Below are 26,354 nucleotides of genomic sequence, written 5' to 3' on the forward strand. Positions count from 1 at the left end.
AGGGAATAGGTGAAATCTTTGCAAAAGTAAAAAATTCTATATTGCTGACACAATTACAGTGATAATAGGGCATAACTGTGATGCCTAAGAGTAACAAGCCCATGTATGAAGATGACTATGAAGACGATCAGCCAATCACTCGTATTCCTCAAAATGAACAGCGTCATAAATTGGGGCATCACATTATTAAAGATGCGCAGCAATATTTAGAACAGATTTCAGCAGATGAGCATGCCTTACTGATTCAAACTCTGCGTCATTTGGCACAAGATGAGCCTTATTTCGATATTTTGGCCGATGAATTAGATCAGCCGGTAGAAATGAAAGTAGCGAATGATGCTTTAAATTTATTGTATTTTTGGCAACTGCTTCATCAACATGAAAATGATGCAGACTTTGATTTTCTGAATGTCATCAATAGCGAGTTTTTCCAAACTGAAATGTTGAAAGCCTTTGATGCTTTGAATATTGGTGAACATAAAGCAGCGCGCCGTCAGGTACTTTTAGATGCGTTTAAACTGTATAAATTAGACATTCATGCAGGCTGTATCCCAGTGTTATATGCACAGCTTGAAGGCATCTTGACAGACGTGCTGATTCAAACGGGTTTCTTAAGTCAAAATGGCACTAAATTTGTCGATGTCTATAAAATTGTACCGGGGCTTAAAGGCAGTGAAATTAAAAGCCTTTGGCACAAATCTAAAATTGCCAATGAGTTAAATCCGTATTTTGCCGAATTGGCGGCCTATCAAATGGATAACAGCTCTACCGTAGCGATGACCCGTCATAATATTTTGCATGGTACCGATGTCGCGCATTTTAATCAGGGACGGAGTTTTATCCTGTTTATTTGGCTGTTTTCCGCAGTGAGCTTTATGAGTACGGTCAGCAAATAAGTTTAATTTCAAGAGATCAATGCATAGGAGTGGCATTGATCTCTTTGCATTACATCATCCTTTAAAATTAAAAGCATAGAGTAAAATCGACCATACATATTTGTATCAAGCCATTGTGAAAATAGGCAATCACATGGCGTTTTCCTGTGGTTGATTTGTTTCTAAATGCGTCTATTTCAGGTATCTGCTTCAAATCGCGTTATAACTATTGTTAGGCAATAACTGAGAATAGGGTGAGCGAGATGACAACAGAAAGCACATTAAATGATTTAAAAAATAAAGCATCAGAACTCGGTGATGACATACAACTCAAGGCCAAAGAGGCGCAACTAGAAGGCGAAAAAGCACTCGATGGTGCAAAGCATAAAGTTGAAGAGCTCAAGCTTGAGGGTGAAAAAGCCTTAAATGAGGCCAAACATGAACATGCAGAACAGCATGCAGAACAGCATGCAGAAACCAAAGACCGTCTAGAGCAGTTAAAAGCAGAAGCGAGTCATAAATTTGATGAAGCCAAAGTCAAAGCAGCTGAACTTAAACATGAGGCTGTCGAAAAATTTGATGAACTGAAGGTGCAGGCGACAGAGAAATTTGACGAGTTAAAAAAGAAAGCCTCTGACACACTGCATAAGTTTAAAAAAGATGACCAAGCTTAATTGGGTCTAATGAAAAAAGCCGCTCTATCTTGAGCGGCTTTTTTAGGTTTCATTGCTTTAATCCATCTAAATTTTCAGTCTTAATATTTTTGACTTGATCATCGACTACGGTAATCACGTAGCGCATATTGGCAATTTCATAGGTGTAATCTACCGCCAATTTTGCAGGCTGATTTTTCTCTTGCAGCGGATAAGACACCATTTTCATCGGAGAAGCTTGCATACGCGAGCGCATGAGATCGAGGCTATCACCAATCGCCACAGTTTGTCGGTCAGGTGTTTGAATGGCTTCAGTCGCAATTTCTGCATAGGCTGCTGAAGTCAGGAGCATCAAGGCGCATAAAGTCGTTTTATACACAGACTTCTTATACATAGTCTTCCCCATTTTTAAAATTAAAAGTACAAAATGTGCCTTTAGATTGCACATCCATCGCTATGATTATTCTGTTGAAACGACTGAAATATAAACTGAAATTACGCTGAAAATGTATGGTTGATATGTAATCAATTCAAATTTAAAGGCTTTGGTTTAGCCGCAAAAATCAGTTGCAGGTGCATTTTTAAGCGTCACACGTTAGAAAAATTGTTTGAAAGCTGACTAAATTACTCAATTTTATAAGCTTATAGGGATAAGTCATTCATCTCCCTCTTACTCTGGGGCAGATGAACAGGTAAACTATCGCTATTATCTTTTGATGTTCCTGTTTGGAGACAACATAATGTCGTGGCTTTCTTCTCTAAAATCTGTGTTTTCACCCTCCCAAGAGGTGAAAGAGGAGGAAATCCAACAGGTTTTACAAAACTATGTACTTCCCAATTCGAATAATGCCTTAAAAGACCGTATTACTCAGGTGAATGTGCAAGGTCAGATCTTACAGATCACGATTAATACCTTTCCTTCAGAAGCCGATGACTTGCAAAAAATCCATGATGATTTGGCTGATGCGTTAGAAAAATGCGGTATTAACGAGCTGAATATGCATGTGATTCAACAAAAAACAGGGCATAAATCTGAAGGTGGTTGTGGTCATCATCATGCAGAAGGCGAAATTTGTTCTAGCCAAGAAAAAGCTGAAAGTTCAGCTGCAAAAAGTCAGTTACCTCCAGTTGTGGATGCGTCTGCGAAAACACCTGAAGCACCTGCCGAAGTTGATCCGAATAATCCACCGATTCAAAAAGCGGCTCCACAACAGCGTGATGTACCGAAACATCCACGCATTAAAAATGTCATTTTGGTGTCATCTGGTAAAGGTGGTGTGGGTAAATCGACCACCACTGTGAATTTGGCGCTCGCATTACAACAGCTGGGTTTAAAGGTTGGGGTATTAGATGCGGATATCTATGGTCCAAGTATTCCAACGATGCTCGGTAACGCTGGCCGTACGCCTATGATTGAAGCTGAGCAATTTGTTCCTATTGAAGCTTATGGTTTGGCAGTCTTATCGATTGGCCATTTAACAGGTGATAACAATACCCCTGTGGCTTGGCGTGGGCCGAAAGCGACGGGGGCGTTAATGCAGCTCTTTAACCAAACTTTATGGCCTGATCTGGATGTATTGGTCATTGATATGCCACCAGGCACAGGTGATATCCAGTTGACGCTTGCACAGCGTATACCGGTGACAGGTGCTGTGATTGTGACGACACCACAAAATGTTGCATTAATGGATGCGACCAAAGGCATTGAGTTGTTTAATCGTGTACATATTCCCGTGATGGGCGTGGTTGAAAATATGTCGACTCACATCTGTTCGAACTGTGGGCATGAAGAGCAAATCTTTGGTACAGGTGGTGGCGACCAACTTTCAGCCCAATACGACATTCCGCTCTTAGGTCGTTTACCGCTGAATGTACAAATTCGTGAAAATGCCGATGCAGGGAAACCATCTGTGATAGCAGGTGATGATGCTGCTGAAAGCTACATGGCGATTGCACAAAAAGTTGCAGATGCATTACCTCAGGCTGAAAAAGATAAAAACCGTATTTTCTAAGGGTGAACTGAAATTTAAGTTGATCGTATTAAAATCTGGCCTCGTGCCAGATTTTTTATAACGTGGTATTGGGAGTGTTTGAAAATTATGAGTACTGAACTTTAGACATTCAACGATGTCTATGAATTACACATCTAAAAAACGATTTGCACAATTTCTTATTTTTCCTGCGATTATAAGCCGTCTGCCAAGGATAAAATTCTTGAGGCATATCAAAGGATGTCGCGTTTGTACTTAGTTTTTACAAAATAGCTTTCACGATATTTCTATTATTTTGGCTAGGATCAATTCTCTGAACGGCAGTAACTGTACAAACGCATTGTGTCTTAGATTTTTTGCCAAATGTCCTCTGTTACAAGGGGCTTAGCATTGAAAAAATATAGAGGAACAAATAATTTTAAATATTATTTGAAGTCATTAAAACCCACCCATCAAATGAGGGTACGCCTTAGTCTAAGAAATTAAAAAGCCCGGTAATTACCGGGCTTTTTAATTGGTTTTTTAGGAGGAAAGAGACGGGTTTGCTTTACGTTTAGCAGTGATAATATTCACCGTAATTGCGATGATGACCATGATAATGCCTACAATATCTGTAATGGTTTCTGGAATAATCATACACAGCGCACCCACACCTAAAAAAATACGCCAGAACCAGTTGAGATAAGTCTTGAAATAACCTTCAACTGCGGAGCCTAAAGCGAGAATTCCTATCACTGAAGTGACAGTAATACTCACTATAGTTGTCCATGCAGGAAAGGCAAATTCTCGAGCATTGACTGCAACATTGGTGGTATCAATCATCAGCATGGCAGGGTTATAAACGAATAAAAATGGAACAATAAAACCAGCAAGAGATAGTTTTAAGGCCTGAAACCCAGTGCGCATTGGATCACCGCCTGCAATTCCTGCACCAGCAAAGGCGGCAAGGGCAACTGGTGGGGTGATGTTTGCAAATAAACCAAAATAGAACACAAACATATGCGCGACTAATACAGGAATATCAAAGTTTGCGAGTGCTGGTGCTGCCATAGTGGCAGTAATGATATAGGCCGGAATAGATGGAAGCCCCATGCCTAAAATCATCGATGCAATCATGGTCAAAAATAAAGTGAGAAAGAGACTACCTGCACCTAAACTCATAATTGAAGAAGTCATTACTGAACCAAAACTTGTCAGACTTACTACGCCGATAATAATACCAACGACAGCACAAGCAGCCATCACAGATAATGATTGTTTGGCTCCATCAACGAGCGCATCTAAAATATCTTTTACACCCATTCGTGTTGATTTTCTTATAGCTGCTACAAAGATGGTCAGGACGATGGTGTAGACAGCAGCATAGCTCACAGGAATATTTTGAAATAAGAAAAAGACCAGTGCCAAAATTGGAATAAGTAAATGTCCACGCTCTTTTAGAACTTCTTTTACTTTTGGTAAATCAGCTTTAGGTACGCCTTTCAGATCATCTTTACCCGCACGGAAATGAACTTGAGCCATGACGCCAAGGTAATACAATAAGGCAGGTAATAATGCGGCTAGTGCAATCGTGCCATAACTCACGCCAGTTGTTTCGGCCATAATGAAGGCACTCGCACCCATGACTGGCGGCAAAATTTGTCCACCGACGGATGCACTGGCTTCAACGGCACCAGCAAAATTCTTGTGATAACCAATTTTTTTCATCAATGGAATGGTAAATGAGCCTGTGCCAACAACATTGGCAACAGCAGTTCCATTAATACTGCCCATAAATCCACTTGAAATTACAGCAACTTTGGCAGGACCACCTTGTTTATGACCCGCCAATGCCATGGCAAGATCATTGAACAATTTCCCCATACCTGATTTTGCAAGAAAAGCACCAAAAAGGATAAATAAGAAAATAAAAGTGACGGATGCACCAATTGCCGAAGAATATAAGCCTTCGGTTTTTAAATACATATGTCCGAAAATGTCGCTGATGGTATAAGGGCGAGTAATTAATCGATCTGGCAACCAATCAAAGTGACTGATAAATGTATAGGTCAGGAAAATTAAACTTAAAATGGGCAGCATCCACCCCATGACCCGGCGAGTTGCTTCTATGACTAATACCACACTCATAATTGCAAACGCGATATCTAAGGTATTTGGAATACCACCTCGAGTGGTCATAATAGATTGATATTCTTTCCATAAATATAAAAAACTGAAGATGGAAAGCAAAGCCAAGAACCAATCGAGAAGTGAAATATGCTGTCGGGAGCTTGTTTGACGAGCTGGATAGAGTAAAAAAATGAGTGCTAGGCCAATAGCGACATGGGCTGCACGCTGTATTAACTCAGGTAAAGGATTAAACGTAATAAATAAATGAAATAATGAATAAAAGATCGCTACAAATGCAACAAAGTAGGTAACAGATTTGCTCATATTGATTCGAGTAACAGATTCCCGATCAAATTTTTCTAATATGGCTTGTTGTTGTTTCTCATCGAGTTGTTCTAATACAACTTTATCTTCTTTGGAATTCATAGGCATTCTCCAATCCACCAAGACTTCCATTTGGGTTGATATTGAACCGAGATGTTGACCAAACTATAGTCTGGGTAACTTTGAAAAATAGACCAAATTTTTTGGTCAGCGAGGATCGTGCCTTGCATATTTCTAGAAATCACCCAGTTGATTTCATCTATATTTTGATTGACCCGCATTCTAATCACACCATTTTTTTGAAACTCAATGGGATAATTTGAGGGTGTACCTGCACCAAATGAAATCAAATCGGTGTGGCGCAGTAAAAACTTATTCTTTTGACGCTGATATTGTTCAGACCAAGCCGTCTTTTCTACTGAATGCTTCCACTGTAAATCAAATTGATCAGTTGAAATTTTGCATATATCAGTTTCAACTCTAACCTGCGTATACAGTGTTGGATAGCTAGCATAGATTAAGAAGAACAATATAAAAAATGCAGTATAAACTGCATTTTTTTGAAGCTTATTATTTTTTAGCCACTTCATCATAGTAGCGTTTCGCGCCTGGATGTAGAGGCGCTACAAGGCCTTGTTGAGCACCTTCAAGCGTGATTTCTGTTGCTGCTTGGTGTGAAGTTGCCAATTGAGGCAAACTGTCAAAGAAAGTTTTTGTTAGTTTGTAGACATCATCATCCGATATATCTGTGCGAACAACTAATGCATTTTTAATTGCGGCAGTTTGAATGTCCGCAGTATTGCCATATGTGCCTTTTGGAATAATCATCGGTAAGAAATAACTTTGATCTTTAGCTATTTCTTTGACTTTATCTGCATTGATTGAAACTAACTGTAGATCAAAGCTTTGTTGAAGTTCCATGAGTGATGAATTTGGAATGCCACTGGTCAGGAATGCTGCATCAAGCTTGCCACCTTTTAAAGCATCAGCGGCTTCAGCATAGCCCAAATAATCAACTTTAATATCTTTATAGGTGATTCCAAAACCATTCAACAGTGTACGTGCATTTACTTCTACACCTGAATTTTGTGCACCTACAGCGATACGTTTACCTTTCAAATCTTCGATATTTTTGATCCCTGATTTTTTAGAGGTTACGATTTGTACGTAGTTTGGATAAAGCGCTGCGACTTGGCTGACATTCTCAACTTTACCATTTGCGAAACTTCCTGCTCCGTTCAGTGCTTCTGTTAAGCTGTCACTCATAACAAATGCCATTTCAACTTTATTCTGTTTCAGAAGGTTTAAGTTTTCGACGGATGCACCTGTAGTTTGAGTCTTAGAATTTACACCAAAGGTTTTGTTATAAATTTCTGCAAGACTTGTCCCAATCACATTGTAAGGTCCTGATGCTCCGCCAGTTGCAATGGTTACGAACTTGGTTTGAAGTTTGTCAGATGTAGCAGTTTCTGCGCTTTTTCCTTCCGTGGTATTTTTTGAAGTAGATTGATCATTTGAGCAAGCAGTAATACACGCCAAAGTAACCGAGAGTAACGTGAGTTTTGTCCATTGGTTCATAGAAACGTCCTTTTACACATAAATTTTGAATATTGATTTGATGAGTTTTAATTTTAATTTCCACTACTCAATTGAACATAACTTAATCAATTATTTTTGAAAAGTATTTTTTTTTATTTTTTAGTCTCCAATAAATAATGGTTATGCGTAAGAATGGCATGGAGCTATATCGTTTATTTTAATAATATTTTGTTACGTGTAAAAACTGTAGGGTATACATGGAATCATGTGAAATTTCTTTTATAAATATAAGTTCAAGATATTTCTTTGAATTGTAAGGTGCTCTGAATGACTGTTCAGCTAAGGTTTTGTTTTTCTATTTAAGTTACTGAATTTATAATTAAATAAGGAGTTTTTTATAAGCATTTCTATTTTTTATTTTGCTAATACGAAACAACTGAATTAATCTTCGCGGATTAAGTTTGAGGTCAAAGTATGATTTCATGGTTTTTTATTGGTCTAGTTATCAGTATTTTGTTAACGCCGGGACCAACCAATACCTTACTCGCATCTTCGGGTATTCAAGTTGGGCTACGTAAATCATTCCGACTCATTCCAGCGGAAGCCTTTGGTTATCTTATTTCGATTAGCCTATGGGGTTTTCTCATTGGTAAAATTTCCGTACATCTGCCTTTACTGCCGACCATTTTAAAACTGTTTAGTGCTGGCTATATTCTATTTTTGGCTATGCGATTATGGCGTACAGCAACTGTTGCTGAAAATTTTAATCAAAAGGGCATTCGTGCACGCGAACTCTTTGTTGCGACGTTATTAAACCCCAAAGCATTATTATTCGCATCTGCGATTTTTCCTGCATTGGCTTGGCAAAATGCGCAGTATTATGTAGCTCACATGCTGATCTTTTTGTTGTTGATCGTTCCTATTGCATTTTTTTGGACCTTCCTTGGTTCAGTTTTGGCATCGAATAAAATTAGTTGGCTCAATCAAGCCAATTTACAACGAACAGCGTCATTGGTCTTGGTTAGTTTTTCGATACCACTGAGTTATTCTGCGATTTTAAAACTCTAAATTGATTTCAAAATGACTAAATCCGCTTAGTTCGGCAAAGCTTATTTTCATTAAGTCGGATTTCAGTTAAAGTACCACGCAATAATTGATTTAAGTTTTTGGATAGAGATAAATGGCTATTAAGTCTGATCGTTGGATTCGCGAAATGAGCGAAAAACACGGCATGATTGAACCGTATGCAGAAAACCAAGTCCGTTATGATGAAAATGGCGAAAAGCTTATTTCGTATGGCGTGTCGAGCTATGGTTATGACGTGCGTTGTGCTCGTGAATTTAAAGTCTTTACCAATGTTCATTCAGCAATTGTTGACCCTAAAAACTTTGACGATAAAAGCTTTATTGATATCGAATCAGACGTTTGTATCATTCCGCCGAACTCGTTTGCACTAGCACGTACAGTCGAATATTTCCGTATTCCACGTAATGTGTTAACCGTTTGTTTAGGTAAATCAACCTATGCTCGCTGCGGTATTATTGTCAATGTGACACCTCTTGAACCAGAGTGGGAAGGTCACGTAACTTTAGAATTTTCAAATACAACCAACTTGCCTGCACGTATTTACGCGGGTGAAGGTGTCGCACAAATGTTGTTCTTTGAATCAGACGAAGTGTGTGAAACCTCTTATAAAGACCGTGGTGGTAAATACCAAGGTCAAACCGGTGTGACATTACCGAAAGCTTAATCCTTCGGATTGAGTTTAAAAAAGCGGGCGAATTAGCCCGCTTTTTTGTTGGGTCATTCATCGGAAAATAGACCATTCGGTGGGGAAGTTTTTGCAATTGAGTAATTATTCAGCATAATAAAAAGTTAAGTGACTGGTCTATCACAAGTCTCCATTTAAGGAATAAATGGACAATAACATCAAAGCCAGTTCTCAGGAATAAATATAAGAGAGATGCAGAGCATCTGATAAAAGGAAGGTCGAGATGACTCAATTCACCCAGGCTAAGTTATTCCGCCAGAGTTGCTTAGCAGCCGCAGTCAGCATGTTCGCTGCACCATCTGTTTATGCGCTTCAAGATTTATCAGATGAAGCACTTTCAGCCACAACGGGTGAAGGTGTTGCACTCACTTTAGAAAATTTCAAAATGGTCTTTCAAGGCCCAAATGACCGTTCTACAGCTTCTAGTTATGCGTCAGGTATGGTTGATCCTGGGAAAAACGATACAGGTTTTATTCGGATTATTCCTACTGGTGAAAACTATGAACAATTAGGGCAGCGTGCTTACGATAAAATCTACAAAGCAGCTTATGTTGATGCTTATCAGCAAGGCCGAGTTACGGGCTATAACGGTGTTTATGACTCAACTTTCTTAAGTTCTAAAAGCACTTATGAGACCAATAATGCTACACGTATTACCAATGAAACCATAACAACATATTCAACAGAATATCGTGGTCGATTAGTACAGTCTTATCTTGAATCGCCAACGATGAAGGCATATTACGATCAGCGTTATAAAGACTATTATAATGGGTCATCGTGGTTAATGGATTTCGAGGAAGATGGAACAACGAAAGAATCAATTATTCCAGGACTAAAAGAAAAGTCACAAACTGCTGCTTTAAAAAATACCTATGAAATGATTGAGTTACTATACGGTAACAATAGTACGGGTAATTTACCGACCACTTCGACTTTTTATAAAAATTATGTCTCAGGAAAAATTACACGTTCAAATCTTATTGATCCAACAAAAGATGCTCAGTTAAATGCCAAAGCTGCAGAAACCCTCAATCAGTTGGCAACGGACTATGCCAAGCTTGAAGCTCAAAAGGCGAGTGATTCAGCATTAGCAACGGTGAAAAAAAATGCTGAAATTACAGCAAAACAAATTGCCTCGACTGCGACCGTATCGAGCCTCAGATCGAAAGCAGATGTATTTATATATGGCTTAGCCCTGTCCAATAGCAAAGATAAAAATGGAAAAAGTTCATTAGCAACGCGCTATACAGACCAAGGATTTAATTGGGGTACAGCAGAAAACCCATGGCTTTTCCATGCGGGTAATCAAGATGTTGAACAATTTGCGAAAGATAATAAGGGGAATGTTGGTTACTTAGCGATTGAGGCACCATTAAAGAAAATTGCGGCAGATGATGCATCTAACAACATCAAGCTTGGTTTGTGGATGGATGTATTTTCACGGTCGTTGAATTCAAGCAATGTCGTCGATCCGATTACCGGTGCGCCGACTAGCGGCTTAGATAAAGACTATCGTTTACGTACTCAAATTGTTGCGAATGGCCTGAGTTTTAATGGATCACAAGTTCGAATTTTTCAAACCCTAAAATCTACAAATACAAATTACAACCAAACCTTAGGTTTAGCCAGTTTAATTCGTATTAATACCAATGATCGTGCTGAGTCACTGAGTATCAATGATGGAGATTTGGATGCTCGCGGCATGCGTATCAGTACAGCTGCACGCCCTGAATTGGATGATGGAACAGCAGCGACACCAGCGATGGATCGATCTGCAGCTCCAATCTTTCATGAAACTGAAGGTCTATATTTATATAGCCCAAATATCAATTTAGTTTTAGGAAATATGTATCAGCCCTTTATTGTGGGTTCAGAAGGTCGAAATATTATTTTGGAAGTGACACGTATTCCAAATGTACCTTCTATTTACAGTAAAATTTATACTTACTATACGGATATCGCTGGTAATACCACAGGTACATCGGGTTTAAATGCCTCAGACTTTAAAGGATCAACCTGTAACGTCTATAGTTGTGGCACGGAGTTAAAAGCAAACTCTTCAGATGCGACAGCACTATATCAAGGACGTAATGCAACACACAGTAGCATTGCGATCGGTACAGTAGAGCGCTTGCCTGGTAATCTGTTGAATGCAAAAAGTACGGATACTGCGACAGGTGTGGTGTTTAAAGGTGTCAATGGACAAAGCACGAATTTAGGATCTGTTGCCATAGATGGCGTATTGATTCAGCACTTAAAAATAAGAACAACAGGGCTGTAGGAGAAATCACATGTATAAAATTTTATGCGCTGTTGTTTGTGCTGCACTGACACAAACTCATGCAGGTTTAGTGTCTATGGATAATAGGGAACTTACCGCTGCAACCGGTCAAGGCGGTGCAGATCTCAGTTGGACACTTTCCTTAAATCATCAATATGCCAATGATATGTCAAAAAACAACATATCAATCATGGATGCGAATGGTAAAACAACGCAAGCATTTTATGGATATCAATGTTCATCCAATGAGTTTTGTCGCTTAGCACTTGCGCCCAATAATCATGTGGATGCAAATGGTAATAAGAAATGGTTGGTGTTTAAACAGTTTCAAGGAACGTTACAGATCGATCAATTTTCACTAGATGGTGTGACGATTATCAATCGTGAAGGTAATCCACAAACGGCTATGCAGTTGACATTTTATGATGATAAGCCATTAAAAATTAGGAATTTAGGCTTTGCTACGTTGGCGGTGGAAACAGGTACGACAGGTAAGGAAGGTTACGAGAATACCAGTACTTATACGACCTATACCGAAAAGAAAGCTGATGGAACAACTTCAACTTTAGCTGTGCCTGATTTTGATCGTGGTTCAGAACAAGGATTTATGGGTGTTAATGTGCATGGCAACATGCACATGAGTGGAAAGTTAAACATCTTCAGTTTTAACTGCACTGGAAATGGTGCAGGTCGCTGTTAATCAGCTGTGACTGAATATAAGGATATAGTGATGAAAAAAATAACAACTTTGACGGCACTCGCAACCAGTATTTTACTTGCTCAACACACCTATGCTTTTGAAGCAATGACCGACGAAAGCTTGGGTGCAGTTACTGGCCAAGATGGTATTTCGATTACCCATGAAGTTTCTAGAGTCAAAGTCGATCAATTAAATTGGGTTGACCCAACCGACCAAAATAAGATGAAAATGGGTTTGCACAATGTGCAAATAGATGGCGTTGGGCAAAGCACCATTACATCAAAATTAGATTTTGATGTTGGGACTACGGATGCTGGTGTAGGCATGCGTATAGCTGCGAGTGTCAGCCCATTTACGGCTGTTGCACAAAATATTATGTTGCTGTGTCAAGGAACAACGTGCCAAACGCCTACACAAAATTTAGGTTCACTTACGATTGCAACATCTTCACCTTTAAAAGTATTACTTGAAACCAGCAATGGTCTATTTAACCGTAATGATACGGCGTATATGGAATTTCAATTGCAAAATGCCAGTATTAGTCATGGTATGAATGGATATAGCGTAACCTTAAAGGACTTTAACTTTAACTTTGCTGGTTCAGGTTATATGTATGTTGCAGCTGATGAAGGCATTGTTCTCACCACAAAATCCACAGGGAGCAAAGATCATACGGTCAATTTGGGGCGGGTCAAGGACACATCAGATGTGCATAGCTCACGTAGCGATGCCACAAACCCCGGCGTTAATATCGATTTACGATACGGTACCGATGGTGGTGCACAGCGCAATTTAATTCGTATGGGAGCATCGGGTGCTGTCACTAATGCACGAGTGGCCTTAAACGCCAATCAAGAAGGAATCAAAGATTTTGGTCTAGCAACGAAAGCTTCAGGATATGAGTCTGTTGGTTCAGGTGGTTTACATTTAGGAGTGCGCGCGGATTTTACTTCAAAGGATGATCCGAGTCTTGTTGCAGGTCAAGCACCGACAACCTTAGAAATTGGCCATACGGGTATTGGTAGTTATGCCATTGAATTTTCTAATTTAACGTCTTTAGTTGCTGATAAAAATGCCTATATTGATTTTGGCGATATTTATATCAATACCATTCAAGCCAAAAGCCTTGATTTTCTGGTAAATGATAAATTAAAAGCGACATTAGGCTTAACCAATAATGTTTTAACCCAGAATCTGTCAAATCAAACGGCGGGTGGAAATTTTGCACTTGTGGCGATTCGTGGTATGGATTTTCAGTCCATCGCGCGTACCGCACGATTTATTTCTGATAACTCAATTGCTGCAATTGCAAGTAATGACAACAGTTGGGGGATTGGTATCCCGATTTATAATATGAATGCCAATGTTGCATTATCAGAGAAAAAATACAGTTATAAAAATGCGGCTGAAAAATCAGGTATTGGCTATAACCTTGTAATGAGCACAGATGGTTATGGTGTTGATAAAAAAACAGGAACACCAAGTACAACTTCCATTATTTTGATTGATGGTAAAAAAGGTATTAATGGTCAAGAAGTCAATTATTATGCAGGCTTACGAAACATCAATGCCCTTATTCAATCTGATGGTGTGATTGGTTATGAAAATGATGGCATCTATGTACGTGCAGATAATTTATTGATTGCAGCTAATGCCGAGTTAGCGATTGGTCAACTTCCGGGTTCAACCTATAACTGTGCGACTACAGCTTCTGCCAAATGTGGGACTACAGTACCTTTAGATAATTTCTCTAAACGTGATGATGTGTTGACGAATATTGCGTTTAAACTTGATGGTAAAGGTGAGCTATTTATAGTACCGGGCCTAAATGACAGTGCAGAAAATAATTATTTATCTTTTCGTGGAAGCTTTGAATTTAAAGCATTAACAGATGCTGAAAAGAAAGATCAAAAAGTTATGGGAAGCTATTTAAGTTTGATGAATGAAGATGTAAATGCCAGCGGTGTCGTTTCAGCTTCAAGTATCAATATTAATAAAATGCAGGGCGATCTAGGTTTTGATGCTCGAATTAAAATGAAACAAGATTCGGTAGAGTTTGATAATCAGGTGAAATTCAATCCAACCAATAATATGTCTAAAGCGTTTCGTGCAGAAGTATCGATGTTAACAAATGGCAATATGCAAAAGATGGCGGATATAGCCCTAACCGGTGGAACAATGCGAAGCACCATGGGGATTACTCCGCGCTAGTCAATTTAAATCAATAACAAATAAATAAAATAACGAACAGGGAATTTGTTATGAAAAAGAAGTTAATCAGAGGTTTGATCTTCTCGACATTTGCGATGAGTAGCTTATCTCATGCAATGATGGCTTTAGATGATGAAAGCTTATCAAAAGTTGATGGTCAAGCATTACTCTCCATGGAATATACGCAGGGGTATAATTCTGTGGATGAGAGTGGACAAGCCGTAGACCAATCCAATGTCGGCTTTTATAAGCTTGGTTTAGAAGCTGAAATGGAGCTCAATGCCAATATTAAAAAGCTGCAATTGGGTTGTGGTGGTGCAAATGGCTCAGGGGCTTGTGATATTGATATCGATCATATTTCATTGAGTGGATTGCCTGTAAATAGCAATTATACGTCTGATGAACGTGCGGCAACTTCTGCTTTGTTGACCAATCCTTTTATCGAAATTGCAATTAAAGATCCCAAATCAGCTGCAACTCGTGAAGTGATGGGCTTTCGTCTGAGCGCTGAAAAAATTTCTGGGTTAATGACATTAGGTACAGAAAATAGTAATACACCCAATGGTATCAACACCTTTAGTGGGTATATGAAAACCAAAGCGTCTGCGGGTGTTGCAACAACTGCCGAGCGTGTGATGGACTATGCTTCTACGCAGCAATACATTGAAGGGGCAGTTAAGGGGACATTATTTGGTGCTGAAGTTGATCTACCGCTTCACTACAAATCAGATAATTATTCTTTTAATTTAAAATCAACCACAGCACCTTTTACAATTCCAGCCACTGTCGTGAGCGGGAATAGAATTAAGGATAATATTGCGGTATTAAAAGGCACAGGTACAGTTGATCGTCTAGATTTTAGTGGTCCATTAGAAGCTCAGATCTCTCTACTTGGGTTAAATATTAATTTGAATAAAGACGTAACAGGCTATCTTACTGGACTACAAACCGATATTACGGTAAATCAAAGTTTAGGTTTGATCCATGCACTTTATCTAAATAACCCTGCTTCGTTATCCTTACAAGCTCAAAAAATACTCTGGCCTGGTGCTGCAGTTGCAGCAGAAAGAGGTTGGTGGTTGGCGATGGAAGATGAGGTCGATTTGGGGAGTATTACACCTTCAGATAAAGTGGCGATTACGGATGAAGTGTTGAAACAAACGATCGCTGGAATTAACCATGACTTAAGTACCAATGTTCGTAATTGTGGAGATTTAATCTTTGGTTGTGTTGCAGGTTCGGCTTTAGATGTTAAAGAAATTAAAAACCCGTCATTAATTGATTTCCCATTAAACAATTTAAAACTTTCTGGACAGGAGTTTCGTTCTAACTGCTTCGGCGGGCTGAAATTCTGTTAAGGCTTAAAGTATTTAATATAAAAAAATCCCGCACTTAGCGGGATTTTTTTATATTTAGCGCAAATTATTTTGCAATTTTCGCTAAAAGGTCTTCTTTACTGAGGTTGCTTGATTCTTCATCACGGCGACCTTTGTACTCAAATGTACCAGCATCCAAACCTTTCTCACCAATAACGATACGGTGTGGAATACCTGTTAACTCGATATCAGAGAATTTAACACCAGGACGCTCATTACGATCATCAAGAAGAACATCATAACCAGCAGCAGTTAATTCTGCATACAGTGCTTCAGCTGCTTCCATTGTACGTGGTGACTTATGTGCATTCATTGGCACGATAGCAACTTCGAAAGGAGCAATTGCAGACGGCCAAATAATACCTTTGTCATCGAAGTTTTGTTCAATCGCAGAAGCAACAACACGAGTTACACCAATACCGTAGCAACCCATAGTCACAACGAGAGGTTTGCCATCTTCACCTAAAACTTTGCAGCCAAGCGCTTCAGAGTATTTTTGACCCAACTGGAAGATATGACCAACTTCGATACCACGTTTAATCAAGATTGTACCTCGACCATCTGGAGAAGGGTCACCTTCAACAACATTACGCAGGTCATAAACTTCGGTGTATTGTGCATCACGTTCCCAGTTTACACCTACAGCATGTTTATCAACTTGGTTTGCACCAGCAACAAAGTCTGAAAGTACAGACGCTGCACGGTCAACAATAACGGTAATGCCTTTTTCGGTTAAGCCTTGAGGGCCACAGAAACCAGCAGTTAAGCCTAAGTCAGCTAATTGTGCTTCAGTTGCAAAAGTTAATGGAGCAGCAATTAATGGGTGTTTTTCTGCTTTAATTTCATTCAGTTCATGGTCACCACGTAGGAATAAGGCAACCACTGGTGCAGCTTTACCTTCTTCAGCAACACCTTGAACCAATAATGCTTTGACAGATTGAGTAGGGTCTGATTTAAGGAATTCAGAAACCTCAGCAATGGTTTTTTGATTTGGTGTATCAACAATTTCAAGTGCTTTAGTTGGAGCAGCACGTTCACCTACTAATACTGCTTCCGCCATTTCTACGTTAGCAGCATAATCTGACTCTGTAGAGAATGCGATGTCATCTTCACCGCTAGACGCAAGGACGTGGAATTCGTGTGAACCAGAACCACCAATTGAACCTGTATCCGCTTGAACTGGACGGAAATTTAAACCTAAACGAGTGAAAATTTTGCAATAAGCTGCATACATCTTGTCATAGGTTTCTTGTAAAGAAGCTTGGTCAACATGGAAAGAATAGGCATCTTTCATGATGAATTCACGTGAACGCATCACACCGAAACGAGGGCGGATTTCGTCACGGAATTTGGTTTGTACTTGGTAGAAGTTTGCAGGCAATTGCTTATAGCTTTTCAATTCATTGCGAGCAAGATCTGTAATCACTTCTTCATGTGTAGGGCCAAGTACAAAGTCATTGTTATGACGGTCTTTAAAACGTAAAAGTTCTGGACCATATTGTACGAAACGACCTGATTCTTCCCATAAAGATGCGGGTTGAGTGACAGGCATCAGGACTTGAAGTGAACCAGCACGATCCATCTCTTCGCGGATAATCGCTTCAACTTTATTTAATACGCGAACGCCCATCGGCAGCCAAGTGTATAAACCTGAAGCCAATTTACGAATCATCCCGGCACGAAGCATAAGCTGATGTGAAATAACTTCAGCATCGTTTGGGGTTTCTCTTAACGTTGCAAATAAAAAGCGACTCGCGCGCATGGAAACTGTCCTAAAAAATTAAGCGTTAAAGTGGAGAGTATACAATAAAAAATGAGGTGAACATTTTCCAAAGTCACCTCATTTTAGATTTTGTCATTATGACATGATTTTTTTGGCCTGACGTGCAAGGAAGTTTCGGAAATCATCCAAATAGGTAAAAATCACTGGAACAACCACGAGTGTCAGTAAGGTAGAAGTAATCACTCCGCCAATCACGGCATGTGCCATTGGCGCGCTTTGTTCACCGCCTTCACCTAGACCAAGTGCAAGCGGAACCATACCCATCACCATTGCACTGGTGGTCATTAAAATGGGGCGTAAACGGGTTTTACCTGCTTCAATAATTGCGTCATAACGATCTACACCATGATCCATGGCTTTTTTAATAAAGTCGATGAGTAGAATTGCGTTCTTTGTCACCAAGCCCATGAGCATAATAATCCCGATAATGGAAAAGAGGTTCATGGTTGAATTAAATAAGAATAGGGCTAAGAAAACCCCAATCAATGATAAGGGTAATGAAGCCATAATGGCTGCAGGGTGAATGAAGCTATTAAATTGTGAACCCAAAACAATATAAATAAATACAATAGAGAGGGTAATCGCTGTCATTGCATAACCCGCAGACTCAGCCATATCTTTATTGGCACCTTGCGTGACAAAACTATAACCCGGTGGCAAGTCGAAGTTTTTCTCTATCTCATTGATTTCGGCACCAATATCACCCGCAGGACGTCCTGCTGTGTTGGCTTCAACCATTACTTCACGTGCCAGATCACGACGGTTAATTTGTGAAGCACCAAGTGTTTCTTCAAAGCTTGCCACACTTGCCAATGGAACTAAAATAGGTAAGCCTGCAGCATCGGTTTTTTGTGATGTGATGTACATGCTTTGAATGTCAGTTGGCAGTCGACGCTGATCTTCAGTGAGTCTTAAATTTACATCATAGGTTTCGCCTTTATCATCCTTCCACGTTGTTACATTATCCCCCGCAAGAAGAGGGCGTAACACATTGGCGATCTGATTGACGGATAAACCTAAATCACTGGCTAAAACGCGATTGATATGTACACCTAGCGTCGGTTTAGGTTCTTTGAGTGAGCTTTCTAAGTCGACAATACCGTCGACTTTCGAAATTTCTTTCATGAAGCGGTCAGATATGCGTTGTAACTCATCCAAGTCGGGGCCTTTAATCGAGATCATGACCGGCTTTTGACCGCCCGAAACTGTTTCATCAGCTGAGGCAATCGAGGTAATAGTAATTCCTGCCACATGTTTTAAACGTGTACGGAATTCATTGTTGAGATCCGTTAAGGTTTGACTACGCTCCGTACGTGGTGAAACGGTGACACGAATGCTGGCATGGTTTTTGCCGCGGTCAGTAGCACTATTAATGGCACCATAAGTGGCTTTGACTTCTGGATGCTGGCGAATGATACGATCTACTTGCTTAAGCTTCGCCTGTGAATATTCAAGGGTTGCATCAACGGGTGTTTCAAATTTGATCCGAATTTCACCTTTGTCTGGTACCGGTACAAATTCGGTTCCGATCAGTTTGGATAAACCCAATGCACCAAATAATGATGCAACGGCGATTAAAAGGGTGATGAGACGGAACTTTAAAGCAAGCTTGAGTAATTTTTCATAATGATGGCTTAAGTTGTCGAGTTTGCCCGAAATCCAGTTAAAGAAGCATTTGATTTTTCCCGGCTTTTTATTAGGATCGTGGCGCTCTGCCCAGTGAGCAGACAACATCGGGTCAAGGGTGAAACTCACAAACATTGAAATCAGTACAGCAGTACTGACGGTTACACCAAATTGATAGAAGAACCGCCCAATAATACCGCCCATAAATGCCACAGGTAAAAATACCGCGACAATGGTCAAGGTCGTGGCCAATACAGCTAAACCAATTTCTTTCGTGCCGTCGAGTGCTGCGGTGACGTGGTCCTTGCCCATATCGGCATGGCGGACAATATTTTCACGGACCACAATGGCATCATCAATCAGGAGACCGATACTCAGCGAGAGAGCCAGTAGGGTCATCATGTTGATGGTAAAACCAAAAATCCAAACAAAGGTGAGGGTGCCCAGTAGCGAAATCGGTAGGGTTAAACCTGTAATGGCTGTCGAACGAAATGAGCCGAGAAATAACAATACAATGAATACCGCAAGTACAGCACCTTCAATTATGGTACGTGCCACATCTTTAATGCTGCCACGAATACCTTTAGATGAATCAACCACAATTTCTGCGGTCGTGCCCTGCGGCAATTGCTGTTGAATTTTACTTAAGGTTTTACGGGTATTATCAACAACCTCAATCACATTAGAGTCCGAACTTCTCAGAATGTCGACAGCGACGGCTGTTTTACCATTCAGATAAGCACTCGACTCCATTTCAGCTTGGCTATCTTCTATTTCGGCAATTTGTTTGAGATAAATCGGCGCGCCATTTTTATTGGCAACCACTAAATCACCGAATGAGTTTGGGTGAATAACCCGAGATTTAATTTCGACCACCAATTCTGAGTTCTTTTGTTTTAAAGTCCCCCCTGGAACTTCAATATTTTCAGATTTTAGGGTGTTTATAACTTGGTCTATCCCAATCCCGAAACTTTGTAATTTTTGCGGATTTACTTGAATACGAATTTGACGCTGTGCATCACCCAATAAATTGACCGTACCGACACCGGGAACCGTTCTAAGCTGGGGCACAATCCGTTGATTCAGATAGGAACTCAAATCACGTAAAGACATGTCCTTCGATTCAAAAACAATCGACATAATCGCACTGGCAGTAGGGTCATAACGTTCTACGATGGGGTCATCAATTTCATCACGAAATTGTGCGGTTACTGGTGCAATTTTATCTCGAATATCCTGTGCAGCTACAGAGGACGAGACATCTAGATTAAATTCGACAATAACCGTGGATAAACCTTCACTGGATTGAGAAATGACTTGCTTGAGGCCTGAAATGGTATTGATCTGATCTTCAAGTTTCTTGGTGATTTCAGATTCGACAGACTCAGGAGAAGCACCCGGATAGTTGGTGTAGACAACAACAAAAGGGAAGTCGATATCAGGAAACTCTTCAACACCCATACGTTGCCAAGATGCGAGTCCTAGTACCATCAGACAGAACATCATCATGATAGTGAAAACAGGATATTTCACACTAATTCGGGTTAACCACATAACAACTGTCCTGCCTTATTCTTTTAATTTTGGCTGATACTTACATCTTGTTTGATATCTGAATCATTAAATTTAATTCGGCTGATCAGATCACTATTTTGTAAGCCCTGAACAATCGCGGTGTTATTGCTATAACTCTGATTCAAAATTTGTACAGGTACTTTGGCAATTTTATTTTGACGAATGACCCAGACGTAAGGTTTATCTTTTAGACTTTGAATGGTGTCGAGTGGAATTTTTTGGCCTGAAATATTATCCGTGCCTAAGATGTGGCCTTCGACAAAAGCACCAATACTTAATGAAGTAATAGTTTCATTTGGGGCTGCAAAAAATTCAATTTGACGACTAGCCTGATCGGCAATTGGTGAAATCCGGCTGATTTGTGCTGTGAGTAAATTGCTATTACCTTGGATGCTATATTCAATCTTTTGTCCAATTTTCAGTGCAGCTTGCTGATCACTTGGTAATTTGGCTTGAATTTCTAATTGGTCTGGATTGACGATTTCAAAAAGGGTTTGTCCGGCAGCAACCGTTTGTCCCGGTTCAACATCACGTTTGGTAATCACGCCTTGGATAGGGCTATAAATGGTGCCGTCTTGATTGGCTTTACGTGCAATATCGACATTGGCTTGTTGAGCGCGAACATTTTCCATTTGAGCTTGGTAATCGACACGACTTTGTTCAAACTCTACTTTGGAAATAAAGCCTTGATTCAGCAAACGCTGTTTACGGTCCATCATCAGTTTAGCTTGATTGGCTTGAGCTTGTGTGGATGCAAGGTTTGCTTGTGATTGAGCAAGACGTGCGGCATTGTCTTGATTATTTAAACGCACCAACACTTGGCCTTTGCTGACACGTTGTCCGACCTCTGCATTCACATTGGTTGCAGTCGCAGTGACTTGGGCTTGAATACTGCTCTGATTGACCGCCCGAATGGTACCAGTAAAGGCCGTTTTTGAAATGGCGTTGCCTTGTTCGATCGTCACCAGATCTTGTTGAATCAATTCAATCTTATTTTCTGGTTTAACACTTTTCTGCGGATCTTCTTTTTGACATGCAGCCAAAGCCAGGCTTATGCAAAGCAGGCTAAGCTTTAAAAATGGGGATGATTGCTGTGCAGAGTGCATAATGGTCCTTATATCAGCGGTCTACAAAAGCAATTGAATAACAAGTTTATTCCATCGCTTTTAAACGCGTAATAATTCTGTCGTATTCAGCTTCTGTATTTCGATAGCGAGTTTGTAACGATTGAATGTATTCTTTTTTCGCTACCATATTTTTTTGATTATTATCCAACATTGTTTTTAATTTTGCCGGAACGGTTTCACCTTTTCGAAAATGTTCACGTTCTTGGCGAACAAATAATACACGATCATTTTGTAATTGTTTTAATTGTTCTTGTTCAAACACGATCTGTTTACGTATACCAGTCAGTGCATCACGCTTTTTGATGGCCGCAGTTCGGCTATTGGTATAGGCTTTTTTAAGTTTGATATCTGATGCTTGCTGACGTGCTTGGGCAGCACGCTGAGGAGCTTGTCTAACATCAGCTTCAGCATTGTAGGGGCGGTTACGTTTAATCACTTGCATATTTTGATCAAGTGCTTCATAACCATAGCGGATGTGATTTGGTGTCACATTGGTACTGATGTTTGCTACACCTTTACTGTCATAGTAACGATACCAAGTCGCCTTTTGTGGTTGCTGCGTATTGGTTGGTGCAGCAAATAAAAGCGGGGTATAAGCCAGTAAACAAGTCGTCAGAATGATTTTTTTTGAGAAATGTTTAAGGCCAATCAAGTGAATTTTTTTTGTAAGCGGACTCAACCTTGTACTCCCCAGTTTAAAGTTGACTAAATTACTTATTTTAAAGTAATAATCTTGCTATAATATGCTTAATTAAGACAATTAAATACTATTCCAAGTTAAAAAAAAATCGTTGGTCATCGGAAAGTGTGAAGCAGTTAATAAAAACAAGAAATCTTGTGTGTTTGCGCAGAAAATGTTCATTGAAAACGCAAGTAAAGATATGTTAAAAATGTTCACAACTTGTAAATAATAATGCTGCTAACTTAATTGTTTGTACATCCTCAATGGGTAGGGTCAATAAATGGACGATAAATTCCAAAATCTAAAAGTCATGGTAATTGATGATTCAAAAACCATTCGTCGTACGGCCGAAACGCTGCTTCAGCGTGAAGGATGTGAAGTAGTCACTGCTGTAGATGGTTTTGAAGCACTTTCAAAAATTGCAGATGCGAATCCAGATATCGTATTTGTCGATATAATGATGCCACGTCTTGATGGCTATCAAACTTGTGCCCTGATTAAAAACTCTCAAAATTATCAAAATATTCCTGTGATTATGCTTTCAAGTAAAGATGGTTTATTTGATCAGGCGAAGGGTCGTGTTGTAGGTTCGGATGAATACTTGACTAAGCCATTCAGTAAAGATGAATTGCTGAATGCAATCCGTAATCACGTTACGGCTTAATTAGATTTTTTATTTTTTGGGGAAAAAGCATGGCACGTATCCTAATCGTTGATGATTCACCAACAGAAACATTCCGTTTTAAAGAAATTTTAGGTAAACACGGATTTGAAGTGATTGAAGCTTCAAATGGGGCAGATGGGGTGACGATGGCTCAAGCTGAGTTACCTGATTTGGTCTTGATGGATGTGGTAATGCCGGGTGTGAATGGATTCCAAGCAACACGTCAAATTGCACGTGGTGCGACCACCAAACATATCCCGATTGTCATTGTAAGTACCAAAGATCAGGCAACTGACCGTGTTTGGGGTAAACGCCAAGGTGCTTCTGATTATCTAACTAAACCTGTAGACGAAAAACAATTAATTGATGTGATTAAGCAACACCTCAATGCAGGATAAAGCTCTATGGCAGCAAATGGATTTATCGAATTACTTCGAATCGCAAAACGAGGAAACAAGAACTACGTTTCCACTGAAAATGAAGTAAACCGATGGTCAGGCATTGCTTTTGAGATGATGGGGCAATATTACGTTGCTCCTTTAGGTGAAGTAGCTGAAGTGATCTACCCACCAAAATATACGCCAGTTCCCAACACCCAACCTTGGGTGATAGGACTAGCCAATATTCGGGGACGCTTACTTTCTTTGTCTGACCTAGCACAATATATAACCGGTCATCGAAGTAGTTTTTCACCCACTCAAAAAGTTTTATGTATTAGTCATAATGACCATTATGTCGGTTTGGTAGTCGATCAAGTTTTGGGTATTCAACACTTTAATAAGAAAAGTTATTTTTCTAAACATAATGAGTTGGATCGAAATTTACAGGAATATTGTCAGGGGTATTTCCACCAGCATAACCAGCAGTGGAATGTATTTCTCTTCAGTCGTTTACTGCAAAATCCAAAATACATGAACGCATCTATAAAATTTATAAATTAATTGTCGCGCACGAACGAAAGAAGGCGTAATCGGGGAGAAGCTGAATGGGCTTTAAACTTAAAAAGAAAAATACGGGTGAAAGCACCAGTGGTCGTAAAGGCGGTAATGCTTTTCTGGCAAAACTGCAATCACAGACAGATCAATTATCTCGAGTTTTTGGTGATAGTGAAAAATCCAAACCATTTATTTATGGTGCGATTGGTTCATTAGTACTGGCAACGATCATTTTATTATACCTATTCTATAGCGTTCCTCGCGGTAACCAATTAACGCAAAGTTTGGGTGAACTCCGTCTTCTTTCGCAAACAATTTCGCGTCAAGCAACTGAAGCAACAGCTTCAGGTACTGAAGATGCAATGAAAAAATTAATTGCTTCTCAAGATTCGTTCAAAGAAAACTTGGAAACTGTAAAAGATATTCATGCAAATACCGATGCGCTGAAATCTGTAGATACGCAGTGGGCTGAAGTTTCAAAAAGTATTGACTTGATTACTTCGCAACAAAAAATCATTAACAAGTTATATGACACAAACATCGCGATTGGTGAAACCATTCCGGGGATTCAGGCTGAATATAACTTGATGGTCGACCAAATGGCACGTCAAGACATGCCTTCGAACCAGGTGGTAATTGCGAAAAACCAAGTATTAATTGCGGAACGTATTTTACGTTCGATCAGTTCGGTGCTTTCAGGTTCTGATAGCTCACGTGAGTCTGCAGATGACTTTAGTGCCGATACTGAAACCTTTGGTTTGTACTTAAATGCTCAATTGGATGGTAGTACAGAGCTTGGTGTACAACGTATTGAAAGCCCTGAATTACGTGAGTCACTTGAAGGTATTAAAGCTGAATATGATGACGTATTAAAATCAGCGGCTGCGACAATTTTGAAAAACTCAACGCAAATTGTGAACGTACGTAAAGCATCTTCACAAATTTTTGCTGAGTCAGACAAATTGTTGGACAACTTAAATCAATTGTCTTCTAGCACAGGCTTGAAAACCATTTTACCTGCGGTACTGTTGATTCTTGCTTTAACAGCCTTCTTGATCTGTGTGTTCAAACTTCTTTCTTTACGTGGTCAATCGGATAAATTCCGTGTAACCCGTCTTCAAGAAGAATATGACCGTAACCAGAACGCGATTTTACGTTTACTCGATGAAATTGCCGATCTTGCAGACGGTGACTTACGTTCGTATGCGACGGTATCTGAAGACTTTACGGGTGCGATTGCCGACTCGATTAACTTCGCAATCGACCAATTACGTGACCTTGTATCGCGTATTACAGAAACTTCTCAAGAAGTTGCACAATATACGGCGAATACGCAGGGTATTACCAACCAGCTTGCAGAAGCATCTGAGCATCAGGCGCAAGAGATTGCTGGTGCATCTGCCGCGATTAACGAAATGGCAATGTCGATTGACCAAGTATCTTCGAACGCTGAAGAATCAGCTGTCGTAGCAGAACGTTCAGTACAAATTGCTGCAAACGGTGCAGATGTTGTAAACCGTTCAATTGAAGGTATGGACACGATTCGTGAGCAGATTCAAGAAACTTCAAAACGTATTAAACGTTTGGGTGAGTCTTCTCAAGAGATTGGTAACATTGTCGCACTGATTAACGATATTGCCGACCAAACGAACATCTTGGCATTAAACGCAGCAATTCAGGCGTCGATGGCGGGTGAAGCAGGTCGTGGTTTCGCCGTGGTAGCGGATGAGGTACAGCGTCTTGCGGAACGTTCAGCGTCTGCAACCAAACAGATTGAAGGCTTGGTAAAAACCATTCAAACGGATACTAACGAAGCCGTAATTTCAATGGAACAAACGACTTCGGAAGTTGTACGTGGTGCGAACTTGTCTAAGGATGCCGGCGTAGCACTGGATGAAATTCAGTCTGTATCGGGTAACTTGGCGAAACTGATTGCAAACATTTCGGATGCTGCAAAACTTCAGTCTGCTTCAGCAGGTCATATTGCGACAACGATGAACGTTGTACAAGAAATTACCTCGCAAACCACCAGTGCAACATTTGATACTGCACGTTCGGTATCTGAATTGGCGAACATGGCTGAATCATTACGTGAATCTGTATCTGACTTTAAACTCCCAGAGTAAGTC

The 26,354-nt window shown here is 39.9% G+C and carries 21 protein-coding genes; 13 read left to right on the top strand and 8 right to left on the bottom strand.

Going from position 1 to position 26,354, the window contains the following annotated elements:
• Positions 1 to 101 precede the first annotated feature (101 nt).
• Together FTV03_RS01875 and FTV03_RS01880 are read left to right on the top strand one after the other, a co-directional pair.
• The gene (locus tag FTV03_RS01875; protein ID WP_180007599.1) at positions 102 to 896 is read left to right on the top strand and encodes a hypothetical protein; all 795 of its coding nucleotides are present in this window, start codon (positions 102 to 104) and stop codon (positions 894 to 896) included.
• A 242-nt stretch (positions 897 to 1,138) separates the two neighbouring features.
• The gene (locus tag FTV03_RS01880) at positions 1,139 to 1,549 is read left to right on the top strand and encodes a hypothetical protein (RefSeq protein ID WP_180039684.1); all 411 of its coding nucleotides are present in this window, start codon (positions 1,139 to 1,141) and stop codon (positions 1,547 to 1,549) included.
• 49 nt (positions 1,550 to 1,598) lie between these two features.
• On the opposite strand, the gene FTV03_RS01885 is transcribed toward FTV03_RS01880, so the two are convergent.
• Entirely contained in the window at positions 1,599 to 1,922 is a 324-nt protein-coding gene (locus FTV03_RS01885) for a hypothetical protein (RefSeq protein WP_180039686.1), read from the bottom strand.
• Positions 1,923 to 2,268: 346 nt separating this feature from the next.
• Here FTV03_RS01885 and apbC point away from each other — a divergent pair, with 346 nt between their 5' ends.
• Positions 2,269 to 3,540 (top strand): iron-sulfur cluster carrier protein ApbC, encoded by a 1,272-nt coding sequence (apbC, locus tag FTV03_RS01890; protein ID WP_180039688.1) that lies wholly within the window; start codon positions 2,269 to 2,271, stop codon positions 3,538 to 3,540.
• Positions 3,541 to 4,041: 501 nt separating this feature from the next.
• On the opposite strand, the gene FTV03_RS01895 is transcribed toward apbC, so the two are convergent.
• Genes FTV03_RS01895 through FTV03_RS01905 form a run of 3 tightly spaced genes read right to left on the bottom strand, consistent with a single transcriptional unit; the run spans position 4,042 to position 7,530 of the window.
• Positions 4,042 to 6,054 carry a TRAP transporter permease gene (locus FTV03_RS01895; RefSeq protein WP_180039690.1) on the bottom strand — a complete coding sequence of 671 codons (2,013 nt, stop codon included), beginning with the start codon at positions 6,052 to 6,054 and terminating at the stop codon, positions 4,042 to 4,044.
• Positions 6,051 to 6,545, bottom strand: coding sequence for a DUF1850 domain-containing protein (locus tag FTV03_RS01900; protein ID WP_227591861.1), 495 nt, complete (start codon positions 6,543 to 6,545; stop codon positions 6,051 to 6,053). The genes FTV03_RS01895 and FTV03_RS01900 overlap by 4 nt, the downstream gene beginning before the upstream one ends.
• The gene (locus FTV03_RS01905) at positions 6,523 to 7,530 is read right to left on the bottom strand and encodes a TAXI family TRAP transporter solute-binding subunit (RefSeq protein ID WP_067764588.1); all 1,008 of its coding nucleotides are present in this window, start codon (positions 7,528 to 7,530) and stop codon (positions 6,523 to 6,525) included. Before FTV03_RS01905 ends, FTV03_RS01900 begins: the two co-directional genes overlap by 23 nt.
• 435 nt (positions 7,531 to 7,965) lie before the next feature.
• Here FTV03_RS01905 and FTV03_RS01910 point away from each other — a divergent pair, with 435 nt between their 5' ends.
• From FTV03_RS01910 to FTV03_RS01935, 6 genes are all read left to right on the top strand, one after another.
• On the top strand, positions 7,966 to 8,559 hold the full coding sequence (locus FTV03_RS01910; protein ID WP_078192265.1) for a LysE family translocator: 594 nt from the start codon (positions 7,966 to 7,968) through the stop codon (positions 8,557 to 8,559).
• 112 nt (positions 8,560 to 8,671) lie between these two features.
• Positions 8,672 to 9,241, top strand: a complete 570-nt coding sequence (dcd, locus tag FTV03_RS01915; protein WP_005008040.1) for a dCTP deaminase — start codon at positions 8,672 to 8,674, stop codon at positions 9,239 to 9,241.
• 244 nt (positions 9,242 to 9,485) lie between these two features.
• A complete protein-coding gene (locus FTV03_RS01920) occupies positions 9,486 to 11,546 on the top strand; it encodes a hypothetical protein (RefSeq protein ID WP_180039691.1) in 2,061 nt (686 codons plus the stop codon).
• A gap of 10 nt (positions 11,547 to 11,556) precedes the next feature.
• On the top strand, positions 11,557 to 12,246 hold the full coding sequence (locus FTV03_RS01925; protein ID WP_168379306.1) for a hypothetical protein: 690 nt from the start codon (positions 11,557 to 11,559) through the stop codon (positions 12,244 to 12,246).
• Between the two features lie 30 nt (positions 12,247 to 12,276).
• Complete coding sequence (locus FTV03_RS01930) at positions 12,277 to 14,457, top strand: DUF6160 family protein (protein WP_168379305.1); 2,181 nt, start codon at positions 12,277 to 12,279, stop codon at positions 14,455 to 14,457.
• Between the two features lie 50 nt (positions 14,458 to 14,507).
• Positions 14,508 to 15,815 carry a hypothetical protein gene (locus FTV03_RS01935; RefSeq protein WP_180009837.1) on the top strand — a complete coding sequence of 436 codons (1,308 nt, stop codon included), beginning with the start codon at positions 14,508 to 14,510 and terminating at the stop codon, positions 15,813 to 15,815.
• A gap of 64 nt (positions 15,816 to 15,879) precedes the next feature.
• On the opposite strand, the gene FTV03_RS01940 is transcribed toward FTV03_RS01935, so the two are convergent.
• The 4 genes from FTV03_RS01940 to FTV03_RS01955 form a co-directional block, all read right to left on the bottom strand.
• A complete protein-coding gene (locus FTV03_RS01940) occupies positions 15,880 to 17,595 on the bottom strand; it encodes a proline--tRNA ligase (RefSeq protein WP_180039693.1) in 1,716 nt (571 codons plus the stop codon).
• Positions 17,596 to 17,691: 96 nt separating this feature from the next.
• Complete coding sequence (locus FTV03_RS01945) at positions 17,692 to 20,796, bottom strand: efflux RND transporter permease subunit (RefSeq protein WP_180039695.1); 3,105 nt, start codon at positions 20,794 to 20,796, stop codon at positions 17,692 to 17,694.
• 23 nt (positions 20,797 to 20,819) lie between these two features.
• A complete protein-coding gene (locus FTV03_RS01950; RefSeq protein ID WP_180021272.1) occupies positions 20,820 to 21,923 on the bottom strand; it encodes an efflux RND transporter periplasmic adaptor subunit in 1,104 nt (367 codons plus the stop codon).
• 46 nt (positions 21,924 to 21,969) lie between these two features.
• A complete protein-coding gene (locus FTV03_RS01955) occupies positions 21,970 to 22,563 on the bottom strand; it encodes a hypothetical protein (RefSeq protein WP_373684136.1) in 594 nt (197 codons plus the stop codon).
• A gap of 343 nt (positions 22,564 to 22,906) precedes the next feature.
• Between FTV03_RS01955 and pilG the strand changes: the two genes are divergently transcribed.
• Genes pilG through FTV03_RS01975 form a run of 4 tightly spaced genes read left to right on the top strand, consistent with a single transcriptional unit; the run spans position 22,907 to position 26,351 of the window.
• Entirely contained in the window at positions 22,907 to 23,290 is a 384-nt protein-coding gene (gene pilG / locus FTV03_RS01960) for a twitching motility response regulator PilG (protein ID WP_078191060.1), read from the top strand.
• Positions 23,291 to 23,319: 29 nt separating this feature from the next.
• Positions 23,320 to 23,688, top strand: a complete 369-nt coding sequence (locus FTV03_RS01965; RefSeq protein WP_078191059.1) for a response regulator — start codon at positions 23,320 to 23,322, stop codon at positions 23,686 to 23,688.
• A 6-nt stretch (positions 23,689 to 23,694) separates the two neighbouring features.
• Complete coding sequence (locus FTV03_RS01970; protein ID WP_180007529.1) at positions 23,695 to 24,231, top strand: chemotaxis protein CheW; 537 nt, start codon at positions 23,695 to 23,697, stop codon at positions 24,229 to 24,231.
• Between the two features lie 44 nt (positions 24,232 to 24,275).
• The gene (locus FTV03_RS01975) at positions 24,276 to 26,351 is read left to right on the top strand and encodes a methyl-accepting chemotaxis protein (protein WP_180039697.1); all 2,076 of its coding nucleotides are present in this window, start codon (positions 24,276 to 24,278) and stop codon (positions 26,349 to 26,351) included.
• Positions 26,352 to 26,354: the final 3 nt, after the last annotated feature.

The sequence above is a fragment of the Acinetobacter sp. YH12218 genome (assembly GCF_013417925.1).
Classification (GTDB): Bacteria; Pseudomonadota; Gammaproteobacteria; order Pseudomonadales; family Moraxellaceae; genus Acinetobacter; species Acinetobacter amyesii.